General features: G+C 71.7%; 15 protein-coding genes. 8 read left to right on the top strand and 7 right to left on the bottom strand.

The window, feature by feature from the left end; translation table 11 throughout:
• Positions 1-85: 85 nt before the first annotated feature.
• The 4 genes from ACF06X_RS28025 to ACF06X_RS28010 all read left to right on the top strand — a co-directional run bounded on the left by ACF06X_RS28025 (position 86) and on the right by ACF06X_RS28010 (position 4,392).
• The gene (locus tag ACF06X_RS28025) at positions 86-1,405 is read left to right on the top strand and encodes an ABC transporter substrate-binding protein (protein ID WP_392290063.1); all 1,320 of its coding nucleotides are present in this window, start codon (positions 86-88) and stop codon (positions 1,403-1,405) included.
• An 80-nt stretch (positions 1,406-1,485) separates the two neighbouring features.
• Positions 1,486-2,403 (top strand): carbohydrate ABC transporter permease, encoded by a 918-nt coding sequence (locus ACF06X_RS28020; RefSeq protein WP_392290196.1) that lies wholly within the window; start codon positions 1,486-1,488, stop codon positions 2,401-2,403.
• Positions 2,400-3,341 (top strand): carbohydrate ABC transporter permease, encoded by a 942-nt coding sequence (locus ACF06X_RS28015; RefSeq protein WP_392290062.1) that lies wholly within the window; start codon positions 2,400-2,402, stop codon positions 3,339-3,341. The genes ACF06X_RS28020 and ACF06X_RS28015 overlap by 4 nt, the downstream gene beginning before the upstream one ends.
• Positions 3,342-3,366: 25 nt before the next feature.
• Positions 3,367-4,392, top strand: coding sequence for a LacI family DNA-binding transcriptional regulator (locus tag ACF06X_RS28010; RefSeq protein WP_392290061.1), 1,026 nt, complete (start codon positions 3,367-3,369; stop codon positions 4,390-4,392).
• 103 nt (positions 4,393-4,495) lie between these two features.
• Here the strand turns inward: ACF06X_RS28010 and ACF06X_RS28005 are convergent, their stop codons facing one another.
• Positions 4,496-5,323: a LysR substrate-binding domain-containing protein gene (locus ACF06X_RS28005; RefSeq protein ID WP_392290060.1), complete on the bottom strand. Its 828-nt coding sequence runs from the start codon at positions 5,321-5,323 to the stop codon at positions 4,496-4,498.
• 58 nt (positions 5,324-5,381) lie between these two features.
• Between ACF06X_RS28005 and ACF06X_RS28000 the strand changes: the two genes are divergently transcribed.
• Together ACF06X_RS28000 and ACF06X_RS27995 are read left to right on the top strand one after the other, a co-directional pair.
• The gene (locus ACF06X_RS28000; RefSeq protein ID WP_392290059.1) at positions 5,382-5,786 is read left to right on the top strand and encodes a DUF5997 family protein; all 405 of its coding nucleotides are present in this window, start codon (positions 5,382-5,384) and stop codon (positions 5,784-5,786) included.
• A 187-nt stretch (positions 5,787-5,973) separates the two neighbouring features.
• Positions 5,974-6,414 (top strand): nuclear transport factor 2 family protein, encoded by a 441-nt coding sequence (locus ACF06X_RS27995; protein WP_392290058.1) that lies wholly within the window; start codon positions 5,974-5,976, stop codon positions 6,412-6,414.
• Here the strand turns inward: ACF06X_RS27995 and ACF06X_RS27990 are convergent.
• From ACF06X_RS27990 to ACF06X_RS27980, 3 genes are all read right to left on the bottom strand, one after another.
• Positions 6,398-7,093, bottom strand: coding sequence for a type 1 glutamine amidotransferase domain-containing protein (locus tag ACF06X_RS27990; protein ID WP_392290057.1), 696 nt, complete (start codon positions 7,091-7,093; stop codon positions 6,398-6,400). The two genes, ACF06X_RS27995 and ACF06X_RS27990, sit on opposite strands and share 17 nt — an antisense overlap.
• A gap of 242 nt (positions 7,094-7,335) precedes the next feature.
• Positions 7,336-7,596, bottom strand: coding sequence for a DUF3817 domain-containing protein (locus tag ACF06X_RS27985; protein ID WP_392290056.1), 261 nt, complete (start codon positions 7,594-7,596; stop codon positions 7,336-7,338).
• A gap of 5 nt (positions 7,597-7,601) precedes the next feature.
• Positions 7,602-8,102, bottom strand: coding sequence for a DUF2269 family protein (locus tag ACF06X_RS27980; protein WP_392290055.1), 501 nt, complete (start codon positions 8,100-8,102; stop codon positions 7,602-7,604).
• Between the two features lie 83 nt (positions 8,103-8,185).
• Between ACF06X_RS27980 and ACF06X_RS27975 the strand changes: the two genes are divergently transcribed.
• A complete protein-coding gene (locus ACF06X_RS27975) occupies positions 8,186-8,527 on the top strand; it encodes a PadR family transcriptional regulator (protein WP_392290054.1) in 342 nt (113 codons plus the stop codon).
• A gap of 41 nt (positions 8,528-8,568) precedes the next feature.
• Positions 8,569-9,237: a permease prefix domain 1-containing protein gene (locus tag ACF06X_RS27970; protein ID WP_392290053.1), complete on the top strand. Its 669-nt coding sequence runs from the start codon at positions 8,569-8,571 to the stop codon at positions 9,235-9,237.
• 51 nt (positions 9,238-9,288) lie between these two features.
• On the opposite strand, the gene ACF06X_RS27965 is transcribed toward ACF06X_RS27970, so the two are convergent.
• The 3 genes from ACF06X_RS27965 to ACF06X_RS27955 all read right to left on the bottom strand — a co-directional run bounded on the left by ACF06X_RS27965 (position 9,289) and on the right by ACF06X_RS27955 (position 14,313).
• Positions 9,289-11,379 (bottom strand): pectinesterase family protein, encoded by a 2,091-nt coding sequence (locus ACF06X_RS27965; RefSeq protein ID WP_392290052.1) that lies wholly within the window; start codon positions 11,377-11,379, stop codon positions 9,289-9,291.
• Between the two features lie 35 nt (positions 11,380-11,414).
• Positions 11,415-12,779 carry a polysaccharide lyase family 1 protein gene (locus ACF06X_RS27960; RefSeq protein ID WP_392290051.1) on the bottom strand — a complete coding sequence of 455 codons (1,365 nt, stop codon included), beginning with the start codon at positions 12,777-12,779 and terminating at the stop codon, positions 11,415-11,417.
• 172 nt (positions 12,780-12,951) lie between these two features.
• Entirely contained in the window at positions 12,952-14,313 is a 1,362-nt protein-coding gene (locus tag ACF06X_RS27955) for a cytochrome P450 (protein ID WP_392290050.1), read from the bottom strand.
• Between the last annotated feature and the right edge of the window lie 137 nt (positions 14,314-14,450).

Below are 14,450 nucleotides of genomic sequence, written 5' to 3'. Positions count from 1 at the left end.
TCCGGAACGTTTCTCTACTGTGAACGCTCACAGATGCATGGCCGGCCTTCCAGCGAGGGAGGCCGCTCGTCAGGGGAGAGGCTCCATGCCCATCGTTTCGCGTCACCTCCGTGCTGTCTCCGTCGCCACCGCCGTCGCCCTGGGCGCGGCCACGCTCACCGCCTGCGGCTCGTCCGACGGCGACGACCAGGCCGCATCCGGTCCGGTCTCGCTCACCTACTGGGCCTGGGCGCCCAACATGGACAAGGTGGCGGCGCTCTGGAACCGGAAGAACCCGGACATCAAGGTCACGGTCCAGAAGCAGGCGTCCGGCGACGACCTGGTGACGAAGATCATCACAGCGTCCAAGGCGCACCAGGCCCCCGACCTCGTGCAGGCGGAGTTCCAGGCCCTGCCGACGCTGGTCAGCAACGACGCCCTCGCCGACATCTCCCAGGAGGTCGGCGGCGTCAAGGACGAGTTCGCCCCGGGCCTGTGGCAGCAGACCACGCTCGGCAGCGACGCCGTCTACGCCGTGCCCCAGGACTCCGGGCCGATGATGTTCTACTACCGCACCGACCTCTTCACGCAGTACGGGCTGAAGGTGCCCACCACCTGGGACGAGTTCGCCGCCACGGCGAAGGCGCTCAAGGCCAAGGCCCCCGACAGGTCGCTGACGACCTTCTCCTCCAACGACGCCGGTCTCTTCGCCGGCCTCGCCCAGCAGGCCGGAGCCCGGTGGTGGACCACCGAGGGCCAGAAGTGGAAGGTCGGCGTCGACGACGCCCCCACCCGGAAGGTCGCCGACTTCTGGGGCGGACTCGTCGCGGAGGGCGCCGTCGACAACCAGCCCATGTACACGCCCGCCTGGAACAAGGCCCTCAACACCGGTCGGCAGATCGGCTGGGTCAGCGCCGTCTGGGCACCCGGCGTCCTCACCACCGCCGCCCCCGACACCAAGGGCAAGTGGGCCGTCGCCCCGCTGCCCCAGTGGGACACCGCCAAGCCGGCCACCGGCAGCTGGGGCGGCTCCACCACCGCCGTCACCACCGACTCCAAGCACAAGGCGGCGGCCGCGAAGTTCGCCACCTGGCTCAACACCGACCCCGAGGCGCTCGCCGCGCTGGTGAAGGAGTCCGGCATCTACCCGGCCGCCACCGCCGCCCAGACCGGCGGCGCGCTCGCCAAGGCCCCGGACTTCTTCGCCAACCAGCCCGACTTCTACACCCAGGCCGCGGCGATCGCGAAGACCACCGCCCCCGCCGCCTGGGGCCCGAACGTCAACGTCGCCTACACCTCCTTCAAGGACGAGTTCGGCAAGGCCGCCAAGGCCAGGTCCAAGGAAGGCTTCGCCGACGCCCTGACCGCGATGCGGGCCGCCACCGTCGCGGACCTGAAGAAGCAGGGCTTCGAGGTCGCCCCGTGACGCAGCCCACCACGGGCGCACGCCGGTCGTACGGGGCCCGGCCGGCCCCGTACGGCCACCCCTCGCCCACCGCCACCACCATCGCCACCACCGGCGTGAAACGGGCGCGCAGCGCGCCCTACCTCTTCCTCCTCCCGGCCGCCGTCCTCTTCGCCCTCTTCTTCGCGCTGCCCATCGGCTACGCGATCTGGCTCAGCTTCCACAAGATCGAGGTCAAGGGCCTCGGCCTCGGCAAGGGCGCCAGGAGCGAGGTCTGGGCCGGCCTGGAGAACTACACCGCCGCCCTCACCGACTCCGAACTCGGCGCCGGCGCCCTGCGCATCGCCGGCTACGGCATGATCGTCGTCCCCGTCATGCTCGGCCTTGCCCTGTTCTTCGCGCTGCTGCTCGACTCCGAACGGGTCCGCGCCCGCTCCTTCTCCCGGCTCGCGATCTTCCTGCCGTACGCCGTCCCCGGCGTCATCGCCGCCCTCATGTGGGGCTTCCTGTACGTGCCGGACGTGAGCCCCTTCTTCTACCTGGTCGACGCCTTCGGACTGCCGCGGCCGGACCTGATGGACGGCGGACCGCTGTACCTGGCGATGTCCAACATCGCCGTCTGGGGCGGCACCGGCTTCAACATGATCGTCATCTACACCTCGCTGCGCTCCCTGCCCGCCGAGGTCTTCGAGGCGGCCCGGCTCGACGGCTGCTCACAGCTGCAGATCGCCCTGCGCATCAAGATCCCGATGGTCGTGCCCTCGCTGGTGCTCACCTTCTTCTTCTCCGTCATCGCCACCCTCCAGGTCTTCAACGAGCCGACCACGCTCCGGCCGCTCACCAACGGCATCCCCACCACCTGGAGCCCGCTGATGAAGGTCTACAACGACGCCTTCACCGGCGGGAACGTCCACGCCGCCTCGGCCACCGCCGTGGTCCTCGCCCTGGCGACCTTCCTGCTCTCCTTCGGCCTGCTCAAGGCCTCCAACCGCCGTACGAAGCAAGGAGCCACCCGATGAGCGGGCTCGCCTCCCCGCAGCAGGTGCGCAAGGCCGCACCCGCGGCCGGCACGACCCCCGGAACCTCCCAGGGCCCTCCCACCGCCTCCGGCGCGGGGACCCCCGGCCCGCGCCGCGTCGCCCTGCTGCCGACGGCCGCCCTGGTGCTCGGCGCGCTCTACTGCCTGCTGCCCATCGCCTGGGTCCTCGTCGCCTCCACCAAGTCGGGCGCCGACCTCTTCGCCACATTCACCTTCCTGCCCGGCGACGGCTTCGGCGACAACCTCGCCGACCTCTCCGCGTACCGCGACGGCATCTACTGGCGCTGGATGGCCAACTCCGTCTTCTACGCGGGCCTGGGCGCCGTCCTGTCCACCGTCGTGTCCGCCCTCGCCGGCTACGCCCTCGCCGTCTACCGCTTCCGGGGCCGCGAGGCCTTCTTCGACACGATCCTCATGGGCGTCCTGATGCCCCCGGTGATCCTCGCCATCCCGCAGTACCTGCTGATGGCCGAGGCCGGCATGACGGACAGCTATCTGTCCGTCCTGCTGCCGCTGATCCTCTCCCCGTACGGCGTCTACCTCGGGCGGATCTACGCCGAGGCCGCCATCCCCATGGAACTGGTCGAGGCCGGGCGGATGGACGGCGCCGGCGAGTGGCGGATCTTCCTGCGGATCGCCGTCCCGATGATGTCCCCCGGCCTCGTGACGATCTTCCTCTTCCAGTTCGTCGCCATCTGGAACAACTTCCTGCTGCCGTTCATCATGCTCGGCGACGACAAGAGGTTCCCCATGACCGTGGGCCTGTTTACCCTGTTGAAGCAGGGCGCGGGCCAACCCGCCCTCTACACCCTGGTGATCATCGGCGCCCTCCTCGCCATCGTCCCCCTCATCGCCCTCTTCCTCGTGATCCAGCGGTTCTGGAGCCTCGACCTGCTGTCCGGCGCCGTAAAGTCCTGAGCACAGGGGAACAGGGGTACAGAGCATGAGCACAACAGCGAACAGGCGCCGCCCGGCGACCATCCACGACGTGGCGCGCGAGGCGGGGGTCTCGCGCGGAACGGTCTCGCGGGTCCTCAACGGCGGTCACTACGTGAGCCCGACGGCGAAGGCGGCCGTCGACGCGGCGATCCGCAGAACGGGTTACGTCGTCAACCGGCACGCCCGCTCGCTGATCACCGGCAAGTCCGACTCCGTCGCCTTCCTGCTGACGGAGCCCCAGGAGCGGTTCTTCGAGGACCCCAACTTCAACGTGCTGCTGCGCGCCTGTACGCAGGCGCTCGCCGCGCAGGACATCCCGCTGCTGCTGATGATCGCCGGCACCGACGACGAGCGGCGGCGCAACCTGCGCTACATCGAGGCGGGGCACGTCGACGGCGTCCTCCTGGTCTCCAGCCACTCCGGCGACCCCGTCGTGACGCGGTTGCACGAGGCCGGGGTCCCGGTCGTCGCCTGCGGCAAGCCGCTCGGCCAGACGGCCAGGATCGGCTACGTGGCCGCGGACGACCGCGGCGGCGCCCGGGACATGGTCCGCCACCTGTACGAGACGGGCCGCCGGCGGATCGCCACCGTCACCGGCCCCCTCGACACACCCGGCGGCGTCGAGCGTCTCGCCGGCTACCGCGAGACGCTCGCCGAACACGGACTGCCCGTGGACGAGGCGCTGATCGCGCAGGGGGACTACAGCCGGGCCGGCGGCGAGTCCGCCGCGGCGCGCCTGCTCGAGAGCGCCCCGGACATGGACGCGGTCTTCGTCGCCTCGGACCTGATGGCCCAGGGCGTGCTGGACACGCTGGACCGGGCCGGGCGCCGGGTGCCCGAGGACATCGCCGTGGGCGGCTTCGACGACTCGCCCGCCGCACTCTCCTCGCGCCCGCCGCTCACCACGATCCGTCAGCCGTGGGACCGGATCAGCACGGAGATGGTCAGGACGCTCCTCGCCCGCATAGCGGGAGAGGAACCGGCCACCGTGATCCTCCCGACGGAACTGGTACGCCGCGCCTCCACCTGAGCGCTCCCAGGGGGCGGCCGGGCGCGGCCTTCGGGAGCGAGGTTTCCGGAGCGAGGTCTTCGCGAGCGAGGTCCTCCGGGAGCGCGGTCCTCCGGGCGAAGGGCTACGGCCGGCGGCGGGGCTTGCCGGGCTTGGCTCGCTTGCCGCCCTTGGCGGCGCCCGCCCCGCCGGAACCGCTCCGGGAGGTCTTCCCCGCCGGCCCGCCGCCCGACTTCGCGGTCGCCTTGCCGCCCGTCCTGCCGCCCGCCTTCCCCGCCTGCTTGGAGCCCTGCTTGCCGCCCGCGTCGGGGCGCTTGCTCTTCGGCTGGGGCGGTGTCGCGGGGCGGCCCCGCGTGCTGTTCACGGTCCGGCCGCGCACGATCCCGATGAACTCCTCCACCAGGTCCGTGGTCTCCTCCTGCGGCCAGGACAGGGCGACCCGCGACTCGGGCGTGCCCCTGACCGGCCGGTAGGTGAGGTCCTTGCGGTGGTGCAGCCGGGCGAGGGACTGGGGGACGACGAGCAGGCCCACGCCCGCCGCGACCAGTTCGACCGCGTCCGCGGTGGTGGCCGGACGCTCCAGCGCCGGGAGGCCCGGGGGCCGCTCCCAGTCGAGGGTGTCGTCGAGGGGGTGCAGCACGATCTCCTCGGCCAGATCCTCCGCCGCGACCTCCTCGACCGCCGCCACGACGTGGTCCTTCGGGACCACGACGACCGTCGTCTCGGTGTAGAGGGGGATCGCGCTGAGATCCGTACGGTCGACAGGCAGTCGCACGAAGCCCGCGTCGGCGCCGCCCTCGCGCAACAGGCCGAACGCCTCGGCAGCGGTCACCTGCACGAGGGTCAGGGGGACGTCGGGCAGCCGCTCGTTCCAGATCCGCACCCATTTCGTGGGCGTCACTCCGGGGACGTACGCGAGCCGGAACGAAGAGGATGTTTCCGAGCCTGTCACTCCGCCAGGTTACCCGCCGTGGTCACGGGTCGTGCACACGCTCGATACCCTTGACACCATGACGTCGCACCAGAGCACCCAGACGATGAAGCCCGCGACCGCGGCGAAGAAGCTGGGTGTGTACCTCGAGGCCACCCCCGCCGAGTTCCAGGAGGGTGTCGTCTCGCGCACCGAGCTGAACAACCTGCAGGCCGATCCGCCCGAGTGGCTCCGCGAACTGCGGCGCAACGGCCCGCACCCCCGTCCGGTGATCGCGGCGAAGCTGGGCATCTCCATCTCCGGCCTCGCGCGGGGCGGCATCACGGACGCCCTCACCACGGAGCAGATCGAGGCCCTGAAGAAGGAAGAGCCCGAGTGGCTCCAGAAGGAGCGCGCCACCCAGGCCGAGGTGCGCAAGGAGGCCGCGCGGATCAAGGAGAAGAACGCGCAGCGCGCGGAGCAGCCGGAGAGCCGGCGCTCCTGACCCACCCACCAGGTGAAGGGGGCGGTCCGCTCCGCCGGTGACGGCGGAGCGAACCGCCCCCTTCGTCGTCCCACCGGCGGCTTCCCGAGCGCTTCCGCAGCGCTTCCCCAGGGGTGGACGGTGACGGCGGTGAACCCCTACTCTCCGAGACACCTATTAACTTTGGTGACTATGAAGGGTCGGTTTCATGCACCCGTTCCGCAAGGCCGTCGAAGACCGTGACGCGGCCGCCCTGGAGTCCCTGCTCGCCGACGACGTGGTGTTCACCAGCCCGGTCGCGTTCAAGCCGTACCGCGGCAAGGCCATCACCGCCGCGATCCTCCGCGGAGTCATGCGCGTCTTCGAGGACTTCGCCTACACGCGCGAGATCGGCGACGCGGACGGCCGCGACCACGCCCTCGTCTTCACGGCCTCGGTGAACGGCAAGCGGATCCAGGGCTGCGACTTCCTCCACTTCGACGAGCACGGGAAGATCGACGACTTCACCGTGATGGTGCGACCGCTCTCCGCCGCCCAGGCGCTGGCCGAGGCGATGGGCGCCCAGTTCGACCGCATCGCGGCGGAGGCGGCCGCACCGTCGCCGACGCCCTCCGTCCCGCTGTCGCCGGCGGTCAGGCCAGCTTCTTGAGGACCTCGGCGGCGAGCGGGGCGGAGGAGGCCGGGTTCTGGCCGGTGACGAGGTTGCGGTCGACCACGACGTTCGGGGCCCACGGCTCGCCCACCCGGACGTCGACGCCGGCCTCCGTCAGGCGGGTCTCCAGCAGCCACGGGGCCTTGTCGGCGAGACCGGCCTGGGTCTCCTCGGCGTTGGTGAAGGCGGCCACCCGGTAGCCGGCGAAGGCGTTGGCGCCGTCGTCCTTCGTGGCGGCGAGCATCGCGGAGGGCCCGTGGCAGACGACGGCGAGCGGCTTGCCCGACTCCAGGGCGTCGATCAGGATCCGGCCCGAGGTGGCGTCCACGGCGAGGTCCTCCATGGGGCCGTGGCCGCCCGGGTAGAAGACGGCCGCGTACTCGTCGAGGTTCACGTCCTCCAGCGCGATCGGACGCCGGAGCTCCGCGATCGAGGCGAGCGCGGCGGCGATCCGGTCCGCGCCCTCCTGGCCGCCGTTGGCCTCGGGAGCGAGGCTGCCCCGGTCCACGGTCGGGACGACGCCGCCGGGGGTGGCGACGACGATCTCGTGCCCGGCCTCCTTGAACGCCTCGTACGGGGCGACGGCCTCCTCGGCCCAGAAGCCGGTCGGGTGCTTGGTGCCGTCGGCCAGCGTCCAGTGATCGGCGCCGGTCATCACGAAAAGGATCTTCGACATGGTGGGTCACTCCAGGGGGTGCGGTCGCGGGGCCGTCGGACGGTCTCCGTGTCGCCCCGGAACCGGAACCGGATCCGGGAACCGGAACCAGATCCCGCATGGGGCGACGTCATCGACGGTAGGACCCGCGGCCATAGGTTTCCAATGAGGATTCCAATGCCGCCCATCGGAATCCCGATGGATGCTGCCACGCCCCCGAGGCGGGCACACGGCGACGCGCCCGCCCGTGGGCCACTCGCCCGTCACGCCCGCGCGGAAGGTCTCTCCCTCAGGCGCCGCAGGGCGAGCAGTCCGCCGACGCCCGGGACGACGGATCGCCATCGGGCGCTCCTCGAGTCGGCGGCGGTGATCTGCCAGGTCATCGCGATGACGACGAGATAGGCGGTGCCGTGGAGGGGGCCGGCGAGCGACGAGACCGCCTCCGTGTGCGTGGTGAGCAGGTTGGCCAGCAGGAGCGCGAGGGAGGCGGCTTCGACGCCCGCCGCGATACGCAAGGTACGCATCGCTCTCACGCTCCCGTGGTCGAGCCGGGACGGACGATCATCAGGACCACGACGATCGCCCAGAGCAGATTGAAGATCCCCGTGAGCATGCTCAGCCGGGCCGCCGTCGACGCGGGCGCGCCACCGCCACCGCCGCCGCCGTCACCGCCGCTGTCGGCTGCGTCGGCCCCAGCCAGCAGACGCTCCTGTCCCGGCAGGATGACCAGCGCCAGGAGAGCCGCCGCGAGCGCGGTCAGCGCCAGTGAGGTGAGCAGCCAGGCGTCGGTCAGGACCCCCAGCTGGACGGCGGTCGCGATCCCGAAGACCGGCACGGCGACGCCCACGACGGCGTAGCCGCGACAGATCCGGTGCAGAAGCGCGGCGATCCCGCCGGCCCGTGCGTCCGGGTCCCGGCCGGCGGTGGCCGCCTGACGTCCGTACCGGGGAAAGAGCGAAGCGGCCACGGCGATCGGTCCGACCACCAGAATCGCCGCGAGCACGTGTATGGACAGCAGCAGCTTCGTCACGACGAGGCCCTTCAGCCGGTCATCAATATGTTGGCTGCCAATAGATAGCACGCCAACGCTGAAGATGAGTAGGCTGCCTACTCATGAGGGCAGACGCGGTACGAGGACATCTGGACGGCCTGCTGCTGGCCGTGCTCGAACAGGGGCCGCTGCACGGCTACGCGATCATCGCCGCCGTGCAGCAGCGCAGCGGAGGCGTGCTCGACCTGAAGACAGGCACCATCTACCCGGCGCTCAACCGGCTGGAGCGGCTAGGCCTGCTGAGCAGCAGCTGGGACGCCGTCGGCGAGCGCCGCCGGCGTTGCTACGCCCTCACCGAGGCGGGACGCGGCAGCCTCGCCGGCGAGCGGGCCGCCTGGCAGGAGTTCACGACGGCGATCGGCTCGGTCCTGAACCCGGGCGTGCAACCCCGGCCCGCCACGTGAGCGCCGCCGCCCACTCGTCGGGCGACCCGATCGAAAAGTACGTGGCGGAGTTGACCGGGCTCCTGCACGGCCCGCCCCGGGCCAAGGCGCGGATGATCGAGGAGATCCGCGACGGCCTCGCCGACACGGCCGCGGCCTGCACCGAGGACGGGCTGTCCCATGACCACGCCCTCCGCCGCGCGGTGGAGGAGTTCGGCACCCCCGCGGAGTTGGCGCCCGCCTGCCAGCGGGAACTGACCGTGGCTCAGGCCCGGCACACGGCCCGCACGGTCGTCCTCACCGCGCCCTTCCTCGTCGCCTGCTGGTACCTGCTCCTGCCCGCCGGGCCGGGCGGGGAGCCGCCGGGACCGCGCACCGTCCAGCTGCTCGCCGTCCACCTGGCCGGTGTGGCGGGCGTCGCCGCCCTCTTCGCCGCCGCCGCGCTGGCCGCCACAGGTGGCCTCGGCCGCCGGCTGCCCCTGCCGCACCGGCTGCCGCTCGCCGTCGCATGGACCGGTACCACCGCGAGCGTGGCCATGGCACTGGCCACGCTCGCCCTCGCCGTCGCCTCCCTCATGACGGCGAACTGGCCGCTGGTCGCGCTCGCCGGCGCGCTCGCGGCCGCGTCGCACGCGCTCACGGCGCCGTCGGCCCGCGCCTGCCGGAGATGCGCCCGGCTCCTCGCCCACCAGCCCGTCGCCGCCCGCGTCGGCGGCGGTGTCGAAAGCTGACGGGCCCGCCCGTACAGGAGCACGGACGGGCCCGGGGCCGGGAAGCGGGGTTCACCGCGAGCGGTGCGGGGCCCAGCCGTCGCCGCCCGCGAGGTAGTGGGCCGTGGTGTGGACGGCGGCCTCGGCCGCGGACATCTGCGGGCGGTCGGCGGTGAGGAGCGCGCCCGGCCCGGTGTTGCGGTATTCGGCGAAGCGGGCGTCCCGCCAGGAGAAACCGCTCATGTCCGTCCACGGTGACGCCTTGACGGCGGCGGGGAGTTCGGTGTCGCGGACGAGGACCTGGCCGACGGCCCGCGGCTCGCCTCCTGGGTGCCACGGACGGCCGAGGTGGAAGGACCCGGCCGGCGCGTCGCTGACGACCTTCGAGCGGGTGATCAGGATGCCGTACGGATTGCCGGCCCAGGTCGAAGCGGCGGTGATGTAGCCGTTGTTGCTGTCGGAGCCACGGCTGAGGGCCTTGATGACGGAGTCCTCGATGACCGCCGTCGCCCGGCCGTAGATGAAGTCGACGTCCCCCTCCACGAAGGAGTCGCGGACGTAGACGCGGCTGCGCGTGGTCAGCTGCGGGGTGTCCACCATGAGCGTGTCCTGGTTGCCGAGGAAGGCGGTGTCGTCGAAGACCAGCCGGTCACCGGTGGTCTTCACGGCGAGGGCCTGCTCTCCGGCGATCTCGACAGCGGCCTCGTCGAAGTCGTTGGAGAAGGTCAGGTTGCGGGCGGTGAAGTCGTTGCCCTCGACGACGACGGTCGCGCTGCCCCATGAGCCCTGCGTGCCGCCGCCGGGCTTGGGCGCACCGGCCGGCGTGTCGTGGACGACGAGCGTGTCGGAACGGCTCCGGCCGGTGCCGAGGAGCGTCACGTGGTGGCGGTCACGGCCGACCCGTACCTTCTCCCGGTACGTCCCGGGGGCGAGTCGGATCGTGATCTCCGTGGCGTTGCCCGCCGGCACGGCGTCGACGGCCGCCCGCACGGTGGGGTAGTCGGCGGGCACGTCGAGGACGGTGTTCGTGCCGATGGTCTTCTGCGGCCCCGAGAAGCGCGTCACCAGGGCCGGGACGGCGGAGGCCGGGTCGAGACGGTACGCGTAGAAGTCCCGCGGGTCGAAGGCGGCGCCCCAGGTGTCGTGGCGGCCCGTGGTGCCCTTCAGGATGGAGCCCCGCTGGACCAGCTCCGCGGTCGCGTCGGCCTGGTAGGGGTGCTGGATCCCGTCGTAGTAACTGTTCTCGATGACCATCCTGGTCTTGCCGCGCGCGTAGTTCCCGTACGTCCAGACCGGGTCGCCGTCGTCGACCTGCGCCGACAGGTAGTTGTTGTAGAGGTGGGCGTAGGCGCAGTTGTCGGCGGAGGGGTTGCGCTGCTTCGTGCCGTCGAACCAGTTGTGGTCGATGGTGACCTGCGTCTTCACGTTGCTGGTCCAGCCGATGCCGAACGCCTTGTTGTGGTTCTCGAACCGGTTGTACGAGACGGTGACGTACTGGCTGTCCTTGCGCAGGTCGATCAGTCCGTCCCCCATGTGCGTGAGGCGGTTGTGGTCGATCCAGACGTGGTCGACCGTGTCCATCTGGATCGCGTCGAAGTCGTTCGTCTTGCCGTCCCAGTCGCCCTCGACGTACGAGTCGCGGATGGTGAGGTTACGGATGATCACATTGCTGGTCCCGGGGCCGAGATGCAGCTCTCCGTGGACGATCTCGCCCGTGGCGCCGATGCCGACGATCGTCTTGTCGGACGTCACGTCGATCTCCGCGCCGAACGGATCCACCTCGATGGTGCCCTGGACCCGGATGATGTACGGCTCCGGGGCGCCGGCGTACGCCTTCAGCGCCGCCTGGTCGGTGACGGTGACGACCTTCCCGCCGGCGCCTCCGGTCGTGCCGCCGGCGAGCGAGGCGAAACCGTGGGCGGTGTCGGACCACCTGCCGCTCGCGGTGGGACCGGAAAGCTCCGCACCGGAAAGCTCCGCACCGGAGGGCTCGGCAGCGGAGTGGACGGCGGCGGACCGGGTCGTACCGGGTAGGGCGTCCGCCCGGGCCTCCTGGGCGGCGACGGGCGTGGCCAGGGCGGCGAGCAGCGTGGTGGCGGCGGCCACCACGGCCCGCACTCCGCCTCTGCGGCGCATGACGGACGGGGGGAGGATGTCTCGCATTGCGGCTCCCAACAGGCTGTCGTTCTCGTTCTCGGTCAGTGCGTGGACGGTGTGGCGGTGCGGTCCGCAGGGGCAGGCAGTCGTCCGGCGCCCGCGCCGCGCGCCACCTCGCGGTCGGCCCGCTCGGCGGTGTCGATCGGGCCGTGGAGCGTCGGCGCCCAGCCGACGTCGGACGTCAGGTCGCGTTCGCTGCCGGAGTTGTAGCTGTTGTTGAGCGCGACCAGGTCGACGGGGAACCCGTTGAAGAGCGTCCCGGTGGCGTGCAGGGCGCTGCCGTTCCAGCTCTTGACCAGGTCGGCGGCCTCGATGTGGCCCGGCGTGGTGAACGCGTTGTTCTCGGCGCGGACGCGGGACTCGGTCGAGATGCCGAGGAAGTAGCGGTGGTCGTGCGCGTCCTGCGGCACGACGTAGCGGTTGTTGTAGACGTGCACCTGCCCGAAGCGCACGCGCGGGGCGCGCTGCACGACCGAGCTGAACTCGTTGTGGTGGAGGGTGACGCGCAGCTTCCCGCTGTCGCCGGTGGCCGTGTCGCTGTTGCCGATGAGCATCGCCTTGTCGTGATCGGCGAACCGGCTCCACTCCACGGTGATCAGGTCCGAGCCGTTGGTGATGTCGAGCAGCCCGTCGTGGCGCAGATAGTTCCGGCCGAAGTACGTCGGCTCGGCGGCGTCCGGCCGCCCGGCGTCGGAGGCGGTGATGTGATCGATCCACACATGCGTCGCGCCGCGCAGCCACAGGTTGTCGTACGCGCTCTTCCAGTCGCCGAGACCGCCGGTGTTCGGCTGCCAGACGGGGAAGCAGTCGTAGGCGTCACGGAACTCGAGGTTGCGGATGATGACGTTGTCGGCGTTCTCCACCTTCAGGCTCGCGCCCTTCAGGACGGCGCCGGAGCCGATGCCGACGAGGGTGGTGTTCGATCCCACAAACAGCTCGACGCGTTCGGCCTGGCGCCGGGCGGACGCCCGGCGCGCCTCCTCCTGCGGCCCCGAGGGCTTGGCGCCGCCCCAGGCGCGGGGGTCGTAGGCGGCCAGGTACTTCCTCAGGTCGTAGCCGTCGGCGGCGTAGTCGTCACAGTCGAGGCGACGGCCGCGGTCGTCGGTGTTGGCGTCGATCGTCCCGACGACGCGGATGATCTTCGGGGCGTCGCTGCCGCCGTCGAGGGCGCGCACGAGCCCCGCACGGTCGTGGACGGTGAGGACATGGGCGTCGTCGGCGGCGGCCCCACCCGTGGTCCCGCCGTCCGCGGCGGCCCAGCCGTCGCCGGCCGGCAGGGTCTCACGCTCGATGCCCCGCCCGCCTTCCCGGCCGTCCCCCCGGCCCTCGGCGGAGGCGGGCACGCTCAGGGCCGCCAACAGGCCGGCGGTGACGGTGACGTGCAGGACATGACGTACGAGCGGCATGGCGCACCTCTCATGTATGAGATACGAAATTCAGCTCGCTGAACGTAGAAGCCCGAAGCGCTTTAGTCAACGGTCCAAACAAAAGGGAGAGTTGTCCATGCCGGTGGAAGGCGTTCGTCTACGTGAACGTGTGGAAGGCGGTCCGCTCGTCGGGCCCGGCGAGGGAGTGCTGTCAGAGAGCCGGTGAGGACGTGACCGGGACGCGCAGCGGCGCGCGGAAGGACAGCAGGTCGAGCACGGGCGAGTGGGCCGCCTCGGCCGTCAGCCGGACGCCGGGCAGTCGGCGGGCCGCCGCGCGGAGCGCGACCGCCGCTTCCGTACGGGCGAGAGAGGCGCCCGGGCAGCGGTGGCGGCCCACGCCGAAGGCCAGGTGGTGGCGGGAGTTCGCGCGGTAGGGGCGCATCTCCTCGGGGCTCTCGAAAACCCCGGGATCGGAACCGCTGCCCATGAGCATCAGCAGCAGTTCGGCGCCGGCCGGCAGCGGCGTGCCGCCCAGCTCCACCGCGTGGGCGGTGACACGGCGCCAGGTGGTCACGGGCGGCTCGCGGCGCAGCACCTCCTCGACCCATGCCTTCGCCAGGCCCTCCTCGTGGCCCGGGCGCGGCCACAGGCCGGGCTCGGCGAGCGCGCTGCGCAGGACGGTGGCGATCAGCTGTCCGGTCGTGGACTGCCCCGCGATGAACACGAAGAAGCACGCGCCGACGGCGGTCTCCAGGTCGAGCAACTCCCCGTCGGGCAGCCGGTGTCGGACCAGGGCCCCCACGAAACTGTCCGCCGGGGCCGTCCGGTCGCTCACGAGCGAGGTGAGCCACTGGTGGAACTCGCCGACGAGCGCCGCCAGTTCGAGCTGACGCTCGGGCGAAGGGCGCCCCCAGAAGAGCTCGAGCGAGGCGTCGCTCCAGCGGACCAGGGTCGTGGTGTCGAGACCGTGGATGCCAAGGAGTTCCATCATCACGCGGCACGGCAGAGTGTGCGCGAAGGCCCCGAAGAGGTCGCTGCCGTCGGTCGTGTCGATCTCCGTACCCACGGTGTCGAGCAGTTCGTCGGCGACGCGCTCGATGACCGGCACGGCGGCCGCGACCCGCTCGGCGTTGAAGAACCGGGTGACGACCCGGCGCAGTCCGGCATGGCTCGCGCTCGCGTTGTTCGCCAGCGCCGGCCGCACCCGGAAGCCCGCCCGGGCGAGCACCCGGAGGGCCGGCACGCCCAGCGGGGTGATCGCGTGCTGGGCGTTGTCCGGACGGAAGGCCGTCGGGTCGAGCAGCACCCGGCGGATGTCGTCGTAACGGCTGATCAGCCAGAGCCCGGTGCCGGGATCCCGGTGGACCGGCGCCTCGGCCCGCAGGCTGTCCAGCCAGGGGTGAGGATCGCGGACGAAACCCTCGCCGAAGAGGTCGAGCAGGCCGTACGGATCGTGGGCCCCGCCCGCGCCGGCCGCATCGCCCGCGCCGACCGCACCGTGCGTTCCCTCGCCGTACGGACAGAGTCCGGTGGTGTCCGTGAGGGAGGCGGGGCGGCTGAGGGCAGAGGTCACGGTGGCGGACGCTAGCACGCCGAGGCGCACGTACCGGGCGGTGTGTGCGGGGGATCACCCGGAACCCGCGCCGCCCGGCCCGAGGGCAGCGGCGTGCGGGCGACGGCCCGAGGGGGCGGCGGCGTGAGGGCGGCGCA

The sequence above is a fragment of the Streptomyces sp. NPDC015346 genome (assembly GCF_043078785.1).
In the GTDB taxonomy this organism is placed as follows: domain Bacteria; phylum Actinomycetota; class Actinomycetes; order Streptomycetales; family Streptomycetaceae; genus Streptomyces.
The sequence above is the reverse complement of the archived record's forward strand: the minus strand, read 5'-3'. Positions and strand labels throughout refer to the sequence as shown.